Consider the following 19,173-nt stretch of genomic DNA (forward strand, 5'->3'; position numbering starts at 1 on the left):
GCTGCCATCAGAACGTGCCGCCGCCGTGGATCTCGAGGACCGAACCGCTGATGTACGCGGCGCGGTCGGACACCAGGAAGGAGACCAGGTCGGCCACCTCCTCGGGCTTGCCGGCCCGGCCGAGCGCGACGTTCTTCAGCATCCGCTCCACCGCCGCCTCGGACATGTCGCCGACCATGTCGGTGGCGATCAGGCCCGGGGCGACCACGTTGGCGCGCACGCCGCGCGGGCCGCACTCCTTGGCGAGGGACTTGGTGAAGCCGATGATCCCGGCCTTGGACGCGGCGTAGTTGGCCTGCCCGAGGTTGCCGTAGATGCCCGACACCGAGGACAGGTTGACGATCGACCCGCTGCGGCGCTTGCTCATCGCGAACGCGGCGGCGCGGCAGACGTGGTAGACGCCGTCGAGGTTGGTCCGCAGGACCTGGTTCCAGTCGTCCTCGGGCATGAGGATCACCGGGCGGTCCCGGGTGATGCCGGCCGAGGTGACGGCGGCGTCGACCGGGCCGAGCTCGCGCTCGGTGCGGCCGAACCAGTCGCGGACCTGCTCCGGGTCCGCGACGTCACAGGCCGTGGCCGTGATCCGGGTGCCGAACTCGCCGGCCTCCTTGGCCAGTTGCTCGGCCGCCTCGGCGTTCGAGCGGTAGCAGAAGGCGACGTCGTAGCCGTCCTGGGCCAGGCGCAGCACGATGGCCTTGCCGATGCCCCGGGACCCGCCGCTGACCAGCGCGATCACGCCTGTTCCCCGATCAGTCTGAGGACGGCGCAGCCCACGGCGCCGTCACGGTCGACGGCGGACACCAGGGCGATCCGGCCCCGGGCCGCCGGGTCGGCCTCGGCCACGCCGAGCACCGCCTGGATCTGGAAGGTCGCCGCGGCGGCACTGGTGTCGCCGATCAGCTCCATGGACGGGATCCGGCTCAGCGCCTCGGCCGGCAGCAGCGCGGCCAGCGCCTCGTGCTCGGCCCGGCCGGCCGCGGTGGGCGCGGCGCACGGCACGGCGGCCCACACCTCGTCGGCGGTGACGCCGGCGCGGTCCAGGGCGCGCCGGACGCAGGCGGTGACGGCGGCCGCCGGGTCGTCGTCGATGTCGACACGGGTCTCGACGGCCAGCACGGCGGCTATCGCCGGACGCTGGGCGGTGCCGGCGTGCTCGACCACGAACAGGCCGCAGCCCTCGCCGAGCAGCGGCGTGGAGTCGCCGGGGGCGACGGCGGTGTGCTCGATCCAGGCGTGCGCGGCCGAGAACTCCTCGGCGGAGCCGACCAGGTACTTGGTCGCCCGGCCCTGGCCCATCAGCCGGCGGGCGTAGCTGAGCGCCAGCAGACCGGAGACCCGGCCGCCGGCCACGGTGGTGTTGGGGCCCTTGAGGTCGTGCCGGATGGCGGTGGCGCCCGCGGCGTGGTTGAGGCTGCCGAAGGGGATCCGGCCGGCGTCGACGTGGAAGGGCAGCGCGTTGGTGTAGGACTGCTTGAGGAAGTTGGTGACGTTCTCCAGGCTGCCCATCGAGATGCCGAGGACCACACCGGTGCGGTCGTCGGTCTCCACCACCCGGTTGCCGTCGGCGTCCTGGAGCAGGCCGTCGGAGGCGACCAGGGTCAGGGCGGTGAGGCGGTCCATCTTGGCGGTGCCGCTCGGGCCGAGCAGGCCCTTGATGTCGAAGCCGGGCACCAGGCAGACGTCGGGCGAGGGCAGCGGGCCGAGGTCGGCGTCCGCCTTGACGGCGGTCTTGGCCCCGGCGCGCACGCCGGCCGCGAAGTCCTGGCGGGTCAGGCCGTACGGCGACACGGCCGACCAGCCGGTGATGACGAGCGTCTCCGGCGGCAGGGCCGCCGGGGTGGCTGCGCTTTCCAATGAACTCGTCATCTCAGACTCGCTCTCCGTACGTGCCAAGGATCAGGATGGCGTTGTTGCCGGCGAAGGCACTGGAGTTGTTCTCCACGATCCGGACCTCGGCGTCGACGGCCTGGTTGGGCACGACGTCCAGCGGGCAGTCCGGGTCGGTCTCCAGGTGGTTGATGGTCGGCGGGATGAACTGGTGCTCGATGGCGAGGCCGCAGGCGATCGCGCCGAGCGCGCTGGCCGCGCCCATCGAGTGGCCGAGCATCGACTTCACCGCGACGGTGCGCGGCGGGGCGTCGCCGTACACGTCGAGGATGGCCGCCGACTCGGTCTTGTCGTTGGCCTTGGTGCCGGTGCCGTGCGCGGAGATGAAGTCGATCTCGTCCCGTTCGACGCCGGCGTCGTCCAGCGCGAGCCGGATGCCGCGGGCGATGCCGTCCCGGTTGGGCGCGGTCGGGTGCGCGGCGTCGCAGCTGAGGCCGTAGCCGAGCACCTCGGCGTAGATGTGCGCGCCGCGGGCGAGGGCGGACTCCAGGCTCTCCAGGACGAGGATGCCCGCACCCTCGCCGGTCAGGATGCCCTGGCGGTTCCTGTCGAACGGGCGGACCACGTCCGGGGTGAGCGCGCCGAAGCGCTTGAACAGGGCGAAGGCCTTGCGGCAGACGGCGTCCGCGCCGCCGCACAGGGCGATGTCGACCTCGCCGGAGCGGATCGCGTCCAGGCCGTAGCCGATCGAGTAGTTGCCGGCCGCGCAGGCGGTGGTGATGGTGGTCGGCTCGACGTTCGGCATCCGCAGCTCGCGGGCGATGGCGGTGGTCAGCCGGCCGGCGTTGATCCGGCGGGACAGCACCGGGTCCATGGCCTCCGGGTCGCCGGCCGCGAGCTCCTGCTCGACCAGCACGCCGATGTCGTGGCCCTCGCCGTCGGTGGTGCCGACGCTGATGACGGCCTGGCGCTCGCCGAGGTCGGCCTCGGTGAGCCCGGCGTCCTCCACGGCCATCCGGGCGGCGGCGACGGCGAACTGCCCGGCCCGGCCCACGTCCTCGAGCGGGACGTTGCGGATCCAGCGCTCCGGCTCGAAGTCCGGGACCTCGCAGGCGACGTTCTGGCCGAAGCCCTCGGTGTCGAAGCGGGTGATCGGCCGCGCACCGGAGCGCCCGGCCCGCAGCCCCGCGGTGTACTCCTCGACCCCCGTGCCGATGCTGGAGATCGCCCCGAGGCCGGTGAGGACGACCCTGCGGCGGTCGGCCGGCACGCCGCCCCGGGGTGCCGCTGGTGACTGTGCGGTGGACATGGGACTCCTTAAGCAGTGGGATGCCTGCGAGCGGGGGTTCCGGTGCCGGAACCCGCCCCGATCACCAGCCGGCGGCCGCCGCGGTCACCTGGTAGGTGGCCTCCACGTTGACCATCTTCGGCAGCTCGTTCATGTCGATGACGATGGAGTACTCCATCTCCAGCGCGCTCAGCACGTCGATCAGCTTGAGCGAGTCGGCGCCCAGCTCGTCGACGAACAGCGCGGTGTCGGCGAACTCGGTGTGCACGTCGATGTTCTCGGCGACGATCTCGCGGATCCGGGTGAGACGCTCCGGCGCAACCGTGGTCATGCTCGTTCCTCCGTCTGTCCATGGGCCCTGAAGTGGCTTCCGAGTAGGAACGTAGTCAGCCCCGATGACGGGTCGATGACGTCCAACTGACCGCTCACTGACGGGTCCTGTCGGGGGGTGGAAGGCCAGGTCGCAGGGGGTGCCGGGGGGCAAAACGACCGCCCGCCGCACCCTCGGGCCAGGGCCCTGGTGGGTGCGGCGGGCGGCGGTGGCGCGGCCGTTCGGACGCGCGGTGGCGGCGGGCCGGTCAGCCCTGCTGCTGCAGGCTGAGCGGTCGCATGTCGGTCCAGTTGGTCTCGATGTGGGCGACGGCGGTGGCCCGGTCGGTGGCCTCCAGGGCGACCGTCCAGCCCTCGGGCACCGCGGCGAAGGACGGCCACAGGGAGTGCTGCCCCTCCTCGTTGACGAGGACGAGGAAGGTGCCGTCTTCGCGGTCAAAGGGGTTCGCCATGACTGTTCTCCAGCTCTCGGGAAGGTCTCGGGATCTCGGGCGTGCCGGGTTGATTGGGCGTCAGGTGGTCGGGTCGGCGGCCAGGGCGGCGAGGGCGCGTTCGACGGCGGTGCCGATCGCCGCCGCCGGGGCGGGCTGCAGCATCTGCTGGTGTCCGCAGTCCACGTCGTGCGCGAAGACGGCGGAACCGACGTACGGCTCCCAGCCCTTGACCTTGAGGGCGCGTTCCTCCGGGGTGGGCCGGTCCTCGCCGCCGGCCGCGACGAAGAGCGTCATCGGGCAGCCGTCGAAGCGGGTGGGCGTGAACCGCTGGAACAGCTCCAGGTTGTTCCGCATGACGTCCAGCAGCCGTTCCAGCGTACCCGGTTCGAGCGCGGCGAGGGGGCCCCCGGTGCGGGCCAGGTGCGCGGCGACGTCCTGCGGGCTGAGCCGGTGCAGGCCGGTGGCGTCGACGCCGGCCTCGGCGAGGAAGTCGGCGAGGAACTCCGCGTCGCTCGGCCGGGCGTCCGGTGCGTCGTCCGGGTAGGCGTCCAGGTTGGCCAGGAACGCCACCCGCTCCCCGGCGGCCTGCAGCCGGACGGCCATCTCGTGGGCGACGACCCCGCCGTAGGACCAGCCGAGCAGGTGGTACGGCCCGTGCGGCTGGACGGCCCGGACCCTGGCCAGGTACTCCTCGGCGACGTCCCCCAGGTCGGTCGGCAGCGGGCCGTCCCCGGACAGACCGCGGGCCTGCAGCCCGTAGACCGGCTGGTCCGGGTCCAGGTGCTCGGCGAGCGCGGCGAACGGGATCGCGAAGCCGAGGCCGCCGTGCACGCAGAACAGCGGCGGGCGCCCGCCGGTCGCCCGGATCGGCAGGACGGGGCCGAGCAGGTCGACCGCGCCGCCCCCGGCGGCGCCGGCGGCCAGCGCCTCCAGGGTGCGGTGCTCGAAGACCGCGCCGAGGCTGATCGGCAACCCGGCCAGGGTGGCCGCGTTGACCAGCCGGATCGCCTTCAGGCTGTCCCCGCCGAGCGCGAAGAAGGAGTCGTCCGGGCCGACCGGGGCGATCCCGAGGACCTCCTCGACGGCCGCGCAGAGCAGCCGCTCCGGCCCGGTGCGGGGCACCTGCGGGGCGCGCGCCGCGGGGGCGGGGGCGGGCAGCGCCCTGACGTCCAGCTTGCCGTTGGCGTTCAGCGGCAGTTCGGGCAGCGCCGTGTAGGCGTCCGGGACCATGTAGCCGGGCAGCGAGCGGGCCAGGTGGCTGCGCAGCGCGGCCTGGTCCGGCTCCGGTCGGCCGTCGGCGGGCACCAGGTAGGCGACCAAGCGGCGCTGGCCGGCCGCGTCGGCGGGGGCCAGGACGGCGGCCCGGGCGACGTCCGGGTGGTCGGCCAGCAGCCGCTCGATCTCGCCGAGTTCGATCCGGTAGCCGCGGATCTTGACCTGCTGGTCGGCGCGGGCGACGTACTCGATCCGGCCGTTGCGGTCCCAGCGGACGAGGTCGCCGGTGCGGTACATCCGGGCGCCGCCCGGCTCGAAGGGGCAGGCGACGAAGCGGTCGGCGGTCAGCGCGGGCCGGTTCAGGTAGCCGCGGGCCAGGCCCGCGCCGGCCAGGTAGAGCTCGCCGACCACGCCGCGCGGCACCGGCCGCAGTGCCCCGTCCAGGACGTACGCGGTGGTGTCGCCGATCGGCAGTCCGATCGGCACGGTGCCGTCGGCCCGGCCGAGGTCCTGGCCGGTGGCGAAGGTGGTCACCTCGGTGGGGCCGTACACGTGGAACACGGTGGTGTCCGGCAGGGCGGCCCGCAGCCGGTCCAGGTGGTCGCGGGAGTGGGCCTCGCCGCCGGTCAGCAGCGCGCGCAGCGGGGCCAGGGCGCGCGGCCGGGTGTCGGCGAGGGTGTTGACGAACTGGGTGGTGAGGAAGGCGACGGTCACCCCGGCCCGGGCCGTGAACTCCTCCAGGGCCTGCGGGTCGGCCGGGCCGGGCGGGTGGATCGCCAGCCGGGCGCCGTGGGCGAGCGCGCCCCAGATCTCGAAGGTGGAGGCGTCGAAGGCGACCGGCGCGAAGTAGAGGAAGGTGTCCTGCGCGGTCGGCGCCAGTTCGGGCAGGCCCAGCACCAGGCGGACGGCGGCGCGGTGCGGGACGGCGACGCCCTTGGGCTTGCCGGTGGAGCCGGAGGTGTGGATGACGTACAGCAGGTCGTCGGGGTCGATCGGCACGGCGGGCACCGGGGTGCCGGGCAGGGCGGCCAGTTCGGCCGCGGTGGCCGGCTCGTCCAGGACCAGCCGGGTCACCCCCGCGGGCAGCTCGCGATCGGCCAGCGCGCGCTCGGTGAGCAGCAGCCGGACGCCGCCGTCGGTGAGCATGTCGCCGACCCGCTCGTCGGGGTGGGACGGGTCGATCGGCAGGTAGGCGGCGCCGGTGCGGGCGATCGCCAGCAGGGCGGTGACCACGGCCGGGCCGCGTTCCAGGCGCAGGGCCACCAGGTCGCCCCGGCGGGTGCCGCGGGCGGTCAGCAGACGGGCCAGCCGGTTGGCCCCGGCGTCCAGCTCCGCGTAGGTGGTGCGGCGCAGCTCGCCGGGGCGGCCGGGCTCGGCGTGGACCAGGGCGACCGCGTCCGGCGCGGCCGCGATCCGCTCGTCGACCAGGGCGGTGAGGGTGGTGCGCGGGGTGCCGGCCCGGTGGGTGCCGAGGGCGAGCAGCTCCGCCTCCTCCGCGGGCGCGAGCAGCTCCAGCCGGGAGAGCGGTTCGGCGGGCGCGGCGAGGGCGGCGGCGAGCAGCCGCAGGTAGGCCTCGGTGATCCGGCGGGCGGTGGCGCGCTCGAACAGGTCGGTGCGGTACTCGACGGCCAGCGCGAGCGCGCCGTCGGCCTGCTCGGTGAGCTGGAAGAAGAGGTCCCACTTGGCGGTCCGGACCGGGACGGGCTGCTCGGTGACGACGAGCTCCGGGTCGGCGGCGGGCGCCGGGGCGGGGCCGGCCTGCTGGAAGCCGAGCATCACCTGGAACAGCGGGTGGCGGGCCATCGAGCGCTCGGGGTTGAGCACTTCGACCAGTTTCTCGAAGGGCACGTCCTGGTGCTGGTGGGCGGCCAGGTCGTAGGCCCGGACCCGTTCGGCCAGCTCGCGCAGGCCCGGGTCGCCGGAGGTGTCGGTGCGCAGCACCAGGGTGTTGACGAACATGCCGACCAGGTCGTCGAGCCGTTCGTCGGTGCGGCCGGCGATCGGGCTGCCGAGCGGGATGTCGGTGCCCGCGCCGAGCCGGGTGAGCAGGGCGGCCAGTCCGGCCCGCAGCAGCATGAAGGGGCTGACGCCCCAGGCGGCGGCCAGTCGGTGCAGTTCCTCGACGAGCCGCGGCGGGACGGCGGTGCGCACGACGTCGCCGCGGTGGTCGGCCCGGGTGCCGCGCGGGTGGTCGTAGGGCAGCGCCAGCTCCTCCGGCAGGCCCTTCAGGGTCTCCGTCCAGTGGCCGAGCTGGCGGGAGAGTTCGCTCGCCGGGTCGGTCTCGGAGCCCAGCAGCTCGCGCTGCCACAGTGCGTAGTCGGCGTACTGGACGGGCAGCGGCGGCAGTTCGGCGGGGCGGCCGGAGCGGCGGGCGCGGTAGTACGCGGTGAGGTCGCGGGCGAGCGGGGCGAGCGACCAGCCGTCACCGGCGATGTGGTGCAGGACGAGGGTCAGCACGTGCTCGTCCGGGCCGAGGGCGAACAGCCGGGCGCGCAGCGGGAGTCCGTGCTCCAGGTCGAAGCCGCGGGCGGCCTCGGCGGCGAGCGCCTCCGGCAGTCCGGCCTCGGTGACCTCGGTGACCGGGAGCGGGACGACGGCCTCGGCCGGTGCGAGCACCCGCTGTTCGGCGGGTCCGGCACCGGCGCCGGATACGGGGGTGGAACCGGCGCCGGTGGTCTGGGGGGTCCCCTCAGGGGAGGCGGGCAGCTGCGGGAAGACGGTCCGCAGTGCCTCGTGGCGGGCCACCACGTCCTGCAGGGCGTCCTGCAGGGCGGCGGTGTCCAGCCGGCCGGTCAGCCGGATCGCCAGCGGGATGCCGTACAGCCCGCCGGGCGCGCCCAGGTGCTCGACGAACCAGAGCCGCTGCTGCGCGTGGGACAGCGGCAGCACCGCCGGGCGCGGGCCCGCGGTGAGCGGGGGCCGGCCGGGCGCGGCGGCGCCGAGCCGTTCGGCGAGGCGGGCGGGGGAGGGGGCCTCGAAGAGGTCCCGGACCTGGAGTTCGGCGCCGAGTTCGGCGCGGACCCGGTTGACGATCCGGGTGGCCAGCAGCGAGTGGCCGCCGAGGGTGAAGAAGTCGTCGTCGGCGCCGACCCGGTCGAGGCCGAGCACCTCGGCGAAGACGCCGCAGAGCAGCTCCTCCTCGCGGCCGCGCGGGGCGCGGGCCGAGGTGGCGTAGGCGGGCGCGGGCAGGGCGCGGCGGTCGAGCTTGCCGTTGGCCGTGAGCGGCAGCGCGGCGAGCGGGACGACGGCCGCCGGGACCATGTACTCGGGCAGCCGCTCGGCGGCGAACTCCCGCAGCCCGGCCGGGTCGGCGCCGTCGCGCAGCACCACGTAGCCGACCAGCCGCTGGTCGCCGGGCCGGTCCTCGCGGGCGACCACGGCGGCCTCGGCGACCGCCGGGTGCCGGCCGAGGACGGTGGCGATCTCGCCCAGCTCGATGCGGAAGCCGCGCAGCTGGACCTGTTCGTCGGCGCGGCCCAGGTACTCCAGGGTGCCGTCGGCGCGCCAGCGGCCGAGGTCGCCGGTGCGGTACATCCGGGTGCCGCCGGGCTCGAACGGGCAGGCGACGAACCGGGCCGCGGTGAGGTCGGGGCGGTTCAGGTAGCCGCGGGCCAGGCCCGGGCCGCTGATGTGGAGCTCGCCGGGCACCCCGGCGGGGACGGGCTGCAGGGCCCCGTCGAGCAGGTAGACCCGCAGGTCGGGGATGCCACGCCCGATCACGCTCCCGCCGCCGCCGGCCGCGGTCGCGGCGTCCAGCTCCTGGTGGGAGACGTGCACCGTGGTCTCGGTGATGCCGTACATGTTGACCAGACGGGGCGCGTCGTCGGGGTGGCGGGCGTACCAGTCGGCGAGCTTGCCGACGTCCAGGGCCTCGCCGCCGAACACCACGGTGCGCAGGGCGAGCGGGCGCGGGCGCTCGGCGTCGGCCCGGATCAGCTGGTAGAAGGCGGAGGGCGTCTGGTTGAGGACGGTCACCCGTTCCTCGGCGAGCAGGTCCAGGAAGGCGTCCGGGGAGCGCGACACGTCGTACGGGACGACGACCAGCCGGCCGCCGCGCAGCAGCGCGCCCCACAGCTCCCAGACGGTGAAGTCGAAGGCGATGGAGTGGAACAGGGTCCAGACGTCGCCGGGGCCGAAGCCGAACCAGCCGTCGGTGGACTCCAGCAGCCGCGCCACGTTCTGGTGCGGCACCACCACGCCCTTGGGGCGGCCGGTGGAGCCGGAGGTGTAGATGACGTAGGCCGGGTCGTCGGGGGTGGCCGCGGTCTCCGGCGCGGTGGCCGGGCGGGCGGCCAGGTCGGCCGCGGTCTCCGGGGCGTCCAGGTCGACGCGCGGCACGTCCGCGGCCTCGGGCAGCTCGGGCAGCACGCCCGTGGCGGTGAGCAGCAGGACGGGCCGGGCGTCGCCCAGGGTGTAGCCGATCCGGTCGGCCGGGTGGCCGGGCTCCAGCGGCAGGTAGGCCGCGCCGGCCTTGAGGACGGCGAGGACGGCGACGACCAGCTCGGCGCCGCGCGGCAGCGCGACGGCGACGAGGCTCCCGGGGCCGGCGCCGCGGGCGGCGATCAGGTGGGCGAGCCGGTTGGCCCGCTCGTCCAGCTCGCGGTAGCGCAGGGCGGTGCCGGGCGCGGTGACCGCGACGGCGTCGGGGGTGCGGGCGGCCTGCTCGGCGAACAGTTCCTGGACGGTGGCGCGCCGGGCGGGCTGCCGGGGCGCGGTGGCGGCGCCGCTCCACTCCTGGAGGATGCGGGCCAGTTCGGCGGGTTCGGGCGCGCCGAGCCGGGCGAGCGGGGTCCGCGGGTCGTCCGCGACCTGCTCCAGGACGCGGAGCAGCCGGTCCAGGACCTTCGCCGCGCAGGCCTCCGGGTCCTCGGCGAAGGCCGAGGCGCGGTAGGCGAGCTGGAGGTCCAGCCGCTCCCCGGGGAAGACGGTGAGGCTCAGCGGGTAGTGGGTGGCCGAGAGCATCCGGGCGGCGCTGACGGTGCCCCCGGACTCGCGGAACAGCGCGGCCTCGTCCAGCGGGTAGCTCTGGAAGGCGAGGACGGTGTCGAACAGCTCGCCCTGGACGCCGGAGGCGGCCTGCGCCTCGGCGAGCGGCAGGTGCTCGTGCGGCATCATCGCGAGCTGCTGGCCGGCCAGGGCGGTGAAGAGCTCGTCCGCCCGCTGGTCCGGGCGGAGGTCGGCGCGCACCGGCAGGGTGTTGGCGAACAGCCCGATCATCGCCTCGACGTCCGGGACCTCGGCCGGGCGGCCGGAGGTGACGGCGCCGAACACCACGTCCTCGCGGCCGGTGAGCCGGCCGAGCAGCAGTGCCCAGCAGCCCTGGACCACGGTGTTCAGGGTCAGGCCCTCGGTGCGGGCCCAGCCGGAGAGCGCCGCGGTGCGCTCCGGTGACAGGAACCGCCGGACGAAGGAGGGCAGTTCGGGCTCCCGCCCGGGAGCGGCCGCGGGCAGCGCCCGGACCGGCCCGTCGAGGCCGTCGAGCAGTCCGGCCCAGGCCGCCCGCGCGGCGTCCCGGTCGCGGCCGTTCAGCCAGGTCAGGAACGAGCGGTACGGCGCGGGCGCGGGCAGGGCGGCCGCGGTCGCGGCGTCGCCGAGCTGCATCAGCTCGCGGACGGCCAGCGGGAAGGACCAGCCGTCCATGACGATGTGGTGCACCGACCAGAGGAACCGGTGGTGCCCCTCGCCGAGCCGGATCAGGCTGAACCGCATCAGCGGCGGCCTGGCCAGGTCGAAGCGGCGCTGCCGGTCCTCGGCCGCCAGCCGCTGCGCCGCGGCCTCCCGCTCCCCCTCGGGCAGCCCGGTGAGGTCGTGCAGCCGCCACTCGGGCGCGACCTCGGTCTCCTTGAGGACGACCTGGACGGGCTCGCCGGTCTTGCGGTTGCGGAAGCAGGCCCGCAGGTTGGGGTGCCGGCGCAGCAGGGCCGCGGAGGCCTCGCGCAGCCGGGCGGCGAGCTGCTCGCCGTCACCGGCGTTCGGGCCGTCGATCTCGGCGACGAACTGGAGGGTGTACGGGTCGGGCGAGGCCTGGTCGTACGAGGACAGGAAGAGCAGTCCCTGCTGCAGGGGGGAGAGCGGAAGTACTTCGCTGATCTTCGACCCGGGTCTGGGGGCGGTCGTCACGAAAGTTCCTCATTCAACTCGAATTCCAGATCGGCCAGTTCCTCGTCGGACAGGGCGATCAGACTGCTTCCGGACTCCATCGGGGCGGTCTCGGCGGCGTCCTCCGCGAGCTCCTCGGCGACCTGTGCGAGGGCGGCCGCGGTCTTGTGCGTGAAGATGTCGCGGGTGGTGAGGGTGAGACCGGCCCGCCGGGCGCGGCTGACGACCTGGATGGAGCGGATGCTGTCGCCGCCGAGGGCGAAGAAGTCCTCGTCGATGCCGACCCGCCCGGTGCCGAGCACCTCGGCCAGGATCTCGGTGAGCACCTGCTCGCGCTCGTTGCGCGGGGCCCGGGCCTGCGCGAGCTCTCCCAGGTCGGGCTCGGGCAGGGCCTTGCGGTCGAGCTTGCCGTTCGGGGTGAGGGGCATGGCGTCCAGGACGAGCCAGGAGGCCGGGATCATGTAGCCGGGCAGCAGCTGGGAGAGCTCGGAGCGGACCTGGTCGGGGTCGACGCCGGGGCCGGTGAGGTAGCCGACGAGGCGGGGGTTGCCGGAGGCGTCGGGGAGGACGGCGACGGCGGCGTCGGCGACGGTGTCGAGGGTGCGGATGACGGCTTCGATCTCGCCGGTTTCGACGCGGCGGCCGCGGATCTTGACCTGGTGGTCGCGGCGTTCGATGAACTCGAGTTGGCCGTCGGGGCGTTGGATGACGCGGTCGCCGGTGCGGTACATGCGGGTGCCGGGGCCGGCGAAGGGGTCGGCCATGAAGGTGGCGGCGGTGCGGGCGGGGTCGTGGAGGTAGCCGCGGCCGACGCCGGCGCCGCCGATGTAGAGCTCGCCGGGGACGCCGACGGGGACGGGCTGGAGTTCGTCGCTGAGGACGTAGAGGCGGGTGTTGCGGACGGCGGTGCCGATGGGGACGCGGGCGGTGAGGGTGTCGCCGGTGCGGATGACGGCGTGGGTGACGTCGTCGGAGCACTCGGTGGGGCCGTAGGCGTTCATCATCGGGATGTGCGGGTGGCGCTCGTGCCAGCGTCGGCAGAGGTCGGCGGGCAGGGCCTCGCCGGTGACCATCAGCCAGCGCAGGTCCGGGAGTTCGGGGGCGTCGCCCTCGGTGTCCCAGGCGTCGAGGGCGGCGCGCAGGAGGGAGGGGACGACCTCCAGGACGGCGATCCGCTCGTCGCGGGCCATCCCGAACAGGGCGGTCGGGTCGGCGGCCATGTCGGTGCCGGAGACCCGCACCGTCCCGCCGACGACGAGCGGGGCCAGCATCTGCCAGACCGACACGTCGAAGGTGAGCGGCGCGTTCTGGACGACGCCCTCCCCGGCCGCCAGGTCGAGGTCGCCGACCTTGGCCCAGAGGTGGTTCATCATCCCGGAGCGCTGCACCATCGCGCCCTTGGGCTTCCCGGTGGAGCCGGAGGTGAACATCACGTAGGCGAGGTCCAGGCCGGTGCCCACGCACTCCGGCAGGGCCCCGGGCCCGGACTGCTCCAGCGGGAGGACGGTGACCGGCTCGCCCTGCACGGCGGCGGCGAACTCGGCGGCCTGCTCGCGGTACCCGGCGCCGACCAGCAGGTGGCGGGCGCCGCTGTCCTCGAGCAGCCCGGTGTTGCGGGCGGCCGGGGCGGTCGGGTCGAGCGGCAGGTAGGCGCCGCCCGCGCCGAGCACACCGAGCACGCCGGTGACGAAGGGGACGCCGGGCTCGGCGAACATCGCCACCACCGAACCGGTGGTGACCCCGGTCGCGGTCAGCTCGGCGGACAGTCCGCCGGCCGCCTCGACCAGCTCCCGGTAGCCCAGCGAGCCGGCGCCGTCGGTGACGGCCACCGCGTCGGGGGTGCTGGCGGCCACCGCGCGCACCCGCTCGACCACGCCGATGCTCTCCTCGGCGACCGTCGGGTCCCAGGCGCCGAGCAGCCCGCCCAGCTCGCCGGGGGTGGCGCGGCCGGTGAGGTCGGCCGGGGCGGTCACGTCGACCCGGGCGAGCGGCAGGTCGGGCCGCTCGGCGACGGTGCGCAGCAGGTGCTGGAAGACCGTCGCGACCCGCTCGACCTCGTCCCGGCCGAACAGGCCCGGGTGGTAGTCCAGTCGCAGGTGCAGGGTGTCGCCGGGGTGCACCACCATGCTCAGCGGGTGGTGCCGGGCGTCCCGGGCCTCGGCCCGGACGACGCGCGGGCCGTCGGCGACGCCGGTGTCGAGGCCGTTCTCGTCCAGCGGGAAGTTCTCGAACAGCACCACGGTGTCGAAGACCTCGCCGGACAGGCCGGCGGCCTGGTGGATCGCGGCGAGTCCGAGGTGCTCGTGGGGGAGTAGTGCGCTCTGCTGGTCCTGCACGGCGTGCAGCAGCTCGGCGAGGGTGTCGCCGGGGTGCAGCCGGGCCCGGACCGGGACGGTGGTGAGGAACATGCCGATCATCGACTCGACCTCGGGCACCTCGGCCGGGCGGCCGGAGGTGACGGCGCCGAACACCACGTCCTGGCGGCCGGTGAGCCGGCCGAGCAGCAGCGCCCAGCAGCCCTGGACCACGGTGTTGAGGGTCAGGCCCTCGGTGCGGGCCCAGCCGGAGAGCGCGGCGGTGAGGTCGGCGGGCACCTCGGCGAGCACCGCGTCGGGCAGCGCCGGGACGCGGGCCGGGTCGGCGGGGACGAGCAGGGTGGGCTCGTCGACGTCGGCCAGCACCCGGTGCCAGGCCTCCCGGGCCGCGGTGCGGTCCTGCGCGGTCAGCCAGGCCAGGTAGGAGCGGTACGGGGCCGGGTCGGGCAGCAGGGCGACGTCCGCGCCGGGTGCGCAGAGCGCGAAGAGCTCGCGGACCAGCAGCGGCATCGACCAGCCGTCGACCAGGATGTGGTGGCTGGTCCAGATGAACCGGTGCCGGCCCTCGCCGTGGGTGACCAGGGCGAAGCGCAGCAGCGGCGGGGCGGCGAGGTCGAAGCGGCGGGTGCGCTCGGCCTCGGTGATCCGGTCCAGCTCGGCAGCCCGGGAGGGCTCCGGCAGGTCGGTCAGGTCGGCGTCCAGCCAGGGGAGTTCGACGTGCTGCGGCACGACCTGGACCGGCTCGCCGGTGGCGCGGGCGCGGAAGGCGGCGCGCAGGTTGGGGTGCCGGTCGAGCAGGGCCTGTCCGGCGGCGCGCAGCGCCGCGGCGTCCAGCTCGCCCTCGATGTCGGCGACGATCTGCAGGGTGTAGACGTCGACGGCGTCCGCGTCCGGCCCGGAGCCGGCGGCGTCGTAGTCGGCGTGGAAGAGCATGCCCTGCTGGAGCGGGGTGAGCGGCAGCACGTCGGCGAGGGCGGTGCCGGTCTGTGCGAGCTCGGCCTCGAACTCCTCGATCTCCTCCTGGGCCAGGGCGACCAGCGGCAGGTCGGAGGGGGTGCGGCCGCCGGCGCCGGGGGCGGCGGCGTGCCGGGCGAGCAGTTCCAGGGCGCGGAACCAGGTGTCCGCGACGTCCCGGGCGTCCTCCTCGGCTACGGTCCGGCCGGCCCAGGACCAGTTGGCGATCAGGTGCGGGCCGTCGTGCCGGTCCTCGGTGGCCGGGGTGACGTCGAGCAGGTGCGGCAGCGGCATGCCGGGGTGGGCCCCGGTGCCGACCACCCCGTCGCCGCCGGCCGGCTCCCAGAGCCCGGCCTCGCGGGCGTCGAAGCGGCCCATGTAGTTGAAGCCGATCTGCGGCTTGTGGTGCCCGGCCAGGGCGCGGGCGGCGTGCGGGTTGAGGTAGCGCAGCAGGCCGTAGCCGACGCCGCGGTCGGGCAGCGCGCGCAGCTGCTCCTTGATCCGCTTGAGGGCGGTGGCGAGCGCGGGGCCGCCGGCCCAGACCTCGTCCCAGTCCAGCGTGCCCGGGTCCAGGCGCACCGGGAAGGCGCTGGTGAACCAGCCGACGGTGCGGGACAGGTCGAGGGTGTCGCTGAGCTGCTCGCGGCCGTGGCCCTCGAGTTCGATCAGGGTCTGCGCGTAGTCGGCGCGGCCGTGCCGGCGGCGCCAGTCGGCGACGGCGAGCGCGAGGCCGGTCAGCAGGACGTCGTTGACCTCGGCGTGGAACGCGGCCGGGACGTCGGTGAGCAGCGGGCCGGTGACCTCGGGGCCGAGCTCCAGGCGCAGGGTGCGCTGGGTGCCGTAGACGTCGGTCGCGGGGTCGAGCCGGTGGGTGCCGACCAGCGGGTCGGGGCCGGTCAGGGCCGACTGCCAGAGCGCGAGTTCGGACCCGCGGACCTGGGTGCGGGCCTGGGCGGCGAGCAGCTGCGACCACGCGCGGTAGGAGGTGCCGACCGGGTCGAGCGCGGGGGTGCGGCCCTCGGCCAGCGCCGCGCAGGCGGCGGCGAGGTCGGGCAGCAGGATCCGCCAGGACACCCCGTCGACGACCAGGTGGTGGGCGGAGATCACCAGCAGGGTGGTGTCGGCGCCGGGCGCCGCGCCGATCAGCACGGCCTGGATCATCACGGCCTCGGCGGGGTCGAGCCGGGCGCGGGCCGCGGAGGCCTGCCGCTCGGCGTGGCCGAGGGCGTCCTGCGGGTCCGTGCCGCCGTGCTCGGCGGTGGCGACCAGGCGCACGCCGGCGAGCGCGCCGGGGGCCAGTGCCTCGGTGTGCCACAGGCCGGGCGCGGGCTCGGTGGCGCGGGTGCGCAGCGCGTCGTGGTGGTCGACCAGGGCGTGCAGGGCCGTGTCGAGCAGGTCGGCGTCCAGCGTGGCGGGCACCCGCACGACGACGTGCTGGCTGTACTTGACGACCGGGCCGGTGAGGCTGTGCGTGTCGTCGTGCAACTGGGCCATGATCGGCGTCAGTTCGTACGGGCCGGTGCCGCCGGCGTCCTCGGCGGGCGCGGCCGCGGCCTGCGGCTCCGCCCCGCCGGCGATCCGGGCCAGGGCGGCCGCGGTCTTGTGGGTGAAGATGTCGCGGGTGGTGAAGCTCAGGCCGGCCTTGTGGGCGCGGCTGACGACCTGGATGGAGCGGATGCTGTCGCCGCCGAGGGCGAAGAAGTCCTCGTCGATGCCGACCCGCCCGGTGCCGAGCACCTCGGCGAGGATGTCGCAGAGGATCCGCTCGCGTTCGGTGCGCGGGCCGCGCAGGGTGTCCTGCTCGCCGAGCGCCGGCTTGGGCAGGGCCTTGCGGTCGAGCTTGCCGTTCGGGGTGAGGGGCATGGCGTCGAGGACGAGCCAGGAGGCCGGGATCATGTAGCCGGGCAGCAGCTGGGAGAGCTCGGAGCGGACCTGGTCGGGGTCGACGCCGGGGCCGGTGAGGTAGCCGACGAGGCGGGGGTTGCCGGAGGCGTCGGGGAGGACGGCGACGGCGGCGTCGGCGACGGTGTCGAGGGTGCGGATGACGGCTTCGATCTCGCCGGTTTCGACGCGGCGGCCGCGGATCTTGACCTGGTGGTCGCGGCGTTCGATGAACTCGAGTTGGCCGTCGGGGCGTTGGATGACGCGGTCGCCGGTGCGGTACATGCGGGTGCCGGGGCCGGCGTAGGGGTCGGCCATGAAGGTGGCGGCGGTGCGGGCGGGGTCGTGGAGGTAGCCGCGGCCGACGCCGGCGCCGCCGATGTAGAGCTCGCCGGGGACGCCGACGGGGACGGGCTGGAGTTCGTCGCTGAGGACGTAGAGGCGGGTGTTGCGGACGGCGGTGCCGATGGGGACGCGGGCGGTGAGGGTGTCGCCGGTGCGGATGACGGCGTGGGTGACGTCGTCGGAGCACTCGGTGGGGCCGTAGGCGTTCATCATCGGGATGTGCGGGTGGCGCTCGTGCCAGCGTCGGCAGAGGTCGGCGGGCAGGGCCTCGCCGGTGACCATCAGCCAGCGCAGGTCCGGGAGTTGCGGCGCGGTGCCGTCCACGTCCCAGGCGTCGAGGGCGGCGCGCAGGAGGGAGGGGACGACCTCCAGGACGGCGATCCGCTCGTCGCGGGCCATCCCGAACAGGGCGGTCGGGTCGGCGGCCATCTCGGTGCCGGAGACCCGCACCGTCCCGCCGACGACGAGCGGGGCCAGCATCTGCCAGACCGACACGTCGAAGGTGAGCGGCGCGTTCTGGACGACGCCCTCGCTCTCGGTGAGCGAGAGGTCGTCGACCTTGGCCCAGAGGTGGTTCATCATCCCGGAGCGCTGCACCATCGCGCCCTTGGGCTTCCCGGTGGAGCCGGAGGTGAACATCACGTAGGCGAGGTCCAGGCCCTGGCCGCGGGTCGGCAGGGCCGCACCGGCGATGCCGTCGGCCGGGTCGGACAGCGGCAGCACGGCGGCCGCCCCGGCGGCGACCTCGGCGGCCTGCTCGCGGTACCCGGCGCCGGCCAGCAGGTGGCGGGCGCCGCTGTCGGTCAGCAGCCCGGTGTTGCGGGCGGCCGGGGCGGTCGGGTCGAGCGGCAGGTAGGCGCCGCCCGCGGCCAGGACGGCCAGGACGCCGGTGACGAAGGGGACGCCGGGCTCGGCGTACATCGCCACCACCGAACCGGTGGTGACCCCGGCGTCGCCCAGCCGGGCGGCCAGGCCGCCCGCGCGGGCGAGCAGCTCGCGGTAGGTGATCCGCTCGGTGCCGTCGGCCGCGGCGACCGCGTCCGGCCGGGCGGCCGCGACGTCGCGGATCCGCTCCACCAGTCCCTGGTCGGCGGCGGCGCCGCGGTCCCAGCCGCCGAGCAGGCCGAGCTGCTCGCCGGTGGCACCCAGGCCCACCTGGCCCAGCGGGCGGTCCGCCGGCATGGTGGCGAGGGTGCCGAGGAAGGTCTCGAACCGGGCCAGGTGGGTGGCGAGTTCGGCGGCGTCGTACAGCTCGGGGTTGCCGTCGAGGTGGATCTCGACGGTGCCGTCGTCCGCGTTGAGGACCGTCATGATGAGGTCCTTGACGATGCCCGTGGACAGGTTGACCACGACCCCGCGGCAGCCCTCGCCGAAGGCCAGCTCCGGGTCCTGGTTGAGCACGTTGATGAACGGGCCGAAGGCGCGCTGGTCGTCGATCCGCAGACCGATGTCGCGGCGCACCCGGTCCCCGCGGTAGCGCTGGTGCTTCAGGGTGCCGGCGACCTCGATCCAGGCCGCGCGCAGCAGCTCGGTGCGGGTCATCTCCGGGCGCACCCGGACGGCCAGCGGCAGGTAGTTGGCGAGCATGCCGGGGATCTCGCGGCTGACCGCGCCGACCCGGCCGGTGACCGGCAGGGTGAGCAGCGGCGCCGGGACGCCGGTGACGCGCTGGGTGTAGGCGGCCATCGCGGCGACCATCAGGACCGGCATGGTGACCTTGCCGTCCTGGGCGAGGGCGTGCAGCGCGGCGGTGGTCTCCGGGGAGAGCCGGGCGGTCTCGCGCAGGGCGACCCGGCCGGGGGCCGGCTCCTGCTCGGAGAGCGACACCAGCTCGGGCACCGCGCCGTGCCGGGCGGAGGTGAGCCGGTCCGTCCAGTAGGCGCGGTCCTTCTCGACGCTGGTGGAGTCGAGGTACTTGCGCTCGGCGTCCAGCAGCCGGTGGAAGGCCGGCATGGCGTCGGCGTCCAGCTCGTCCGGGCCCTCGCCGGCGGCCAGCCGGGTGTAGACGGCGGAGAGCTTCGGGTACAGCAGCGAGCGGCTGAACCCGTCCGCGAGGATGTGGTGCATGCACAGGTAGAGCAGGTGCCGCTCGGCGTCCAGGGTGATCAGGGCGCCGCGGAACAGCGGGAAGTCGGTGACCTTCATCGGGTCGGCGTGGTCCGCACGCATCCAGCGCTCGGCGGCCGCCAGCGGGTCCGCCTCGCCGCTGAGGTCCACCGTCTTGAGCGGGATCTGCGCGAGCGGGCGGATGATCTGGCCCGGCGCGCCGTCCTCCTCGACGAACTGGACGCGCAGCCCCTCGGCCTCGTGGCCGAGGCGCTGCAGCGCCCGTCCGAGCAGCTCGGGGTCGAGCGGCCCGCGGATGTCGATGTAGTCCGCCATGTTGTAGGCCAGCGGCCCGTCGGCGAACTGCTCGTCGAACCAGATCTCGGCCTGCGCCGCGGTCAGCGGCAGGACTGCGTTCCGGGTGGTGGTCACTGCTTTG

Annotated in this window: 7 protein-coding genes; all 7 read right to left on the minus strand. The window is 75.1% G+C overall.

What is annotated here, in order from left to right; genetic code table 11:
- Positions 1-7: 7 nt before the first annotated feature.
- The 7 genes from fabG to ACIRS1_RS15525 all read right to left on the minus strand — a co-directional run bounded on the left by fabG (position 8) and on the right by ACIRS1_RS15525 (position 19,166).
- Positions 8-736 carry a 3-oxoacyl-ACP reductase FabG gene (gene fabG / locus ACIRS1_RS15495; RefSeq protein ID WP_360221093.1) on the minus strand — a complete coding sequence of 243 codons (729 nt, stop codon included), beginning with the start codon at positions 734-736 and terminating at the stop codon, positions 8-10.
- Positions 733-1,854, minus strand: a complete 1,122-nt coding sequence (locus tag ACIRS1_RS15500) for a beta-ketoacyl synthase N-terminal-like domain-containing protein (RefSeq protein ID WP_363365656.1) — start codon at positions 1,852-1,854, stop codon at positions 733-735. Before ACIRS1_RS15500 ends, fabG begins: the two co-directional genes overlap by 4 nt.
- 13 nt (positions 1,855-1,867) lie before the next feature.
- Positions 1,868-3,136 carry a beta-ketoacyl-[acyl-carrier-protein] synthase family protein gene (locus tag ACIRS1_RS15505; RefSeq protein ID WP_387908158.1) on the minus strand — a complete coding sequence of 423 codons (1,269 nt, stop codon included), beginning with the start codon at positions 3,134-3,136 and terminating at the stop codon, positions 1,868-1,870.
- A 61-nt stretch (positions 3,137-3,197) separates the two neighbouring features.
- On the minus strand, positions 3,198-3,446 hold the full coding sequence (locus ACIRS1_RS15510) for an acyl carrier protein (RefSeq protein WP_360221102.1): 249 nt from the start codon (positions 3,444-3,446) through the stop codon (positions 3,198-3,200).
- Positions 3,447-3,693: 247 nt separating this feature from the next.
- Positions 3,694-3,897, minus strand: a complete 204-nt coding sequence (locus tag ACIRS1_RS15515; protein ID WP_402839711.1) for an MbtH family protein — start codon at positions 3,895-3,897, stop codon at positions 3,694-3,696.
- 60 nt (positions 3,898-3,957) lie between these two features.
- A complete protein-coding gene (locus ACIRS1_RS15520) occupies positions 3,958-11,214 on the minus strand; it encodes an amino acid adenylation domain-containing protein (protein WP_402839713.1) in 7,257 nt (2,418 codons plus the stop codon).
- A complete protein-coding gene (locus ACIRS1_RS15525) occupies positions 11,211-19,166 on the minus strand; it encodes an amino acid adenylation domain-containing protein (RefSeq protein WP_402839716.1) in 7,956 nt (2,651 codons plus the stop codon). The genes ACIRS1_RS15520 and ACIRS1_RS15525 overlap by 4 nt, the downstream gene beginning before the upstream one ends.
- Between the last annotated feature and the right edge of the window lie 7 nt (positions 19,167-19,173).

It is taken from the genome of Kitasatospora sp. NPDC101176 (assembly GCF_044768035.1).
In the GTDB taxonomy this organism is placed as follows: Bacteria; Actinomycetota; Actinomycetes; order Streptomycetales; family Streptomycetaceae; genus Kitasatospora.

Excerpts from the sequence above, each read along its gene's own strand:
- ACIRS1_RS15515 (WP_402839711.1), bottom strand. The coding sequence starts at position 3,897 with ATGGCGAACCCCTTTGACCGCGAAGACGGCACCTTCCTCGTCCTCGTC.
- ACIRS1_RS15505 (WP_387908158.1), bottom strand. The coding sequence starts at position 3,136 with ATGTCCACCGCACAGTCACCAGCGGCACCCCGGGGCGGCGTGCCGGCC.
- ACIRS1_RS15510 (WP_360221102.1), bottom strand. The coding sequence starts at position 3,446 with ATGACCACGGTTGCGCCGGAGCGTCTCACCCGGATCCGCGAGATCGTC.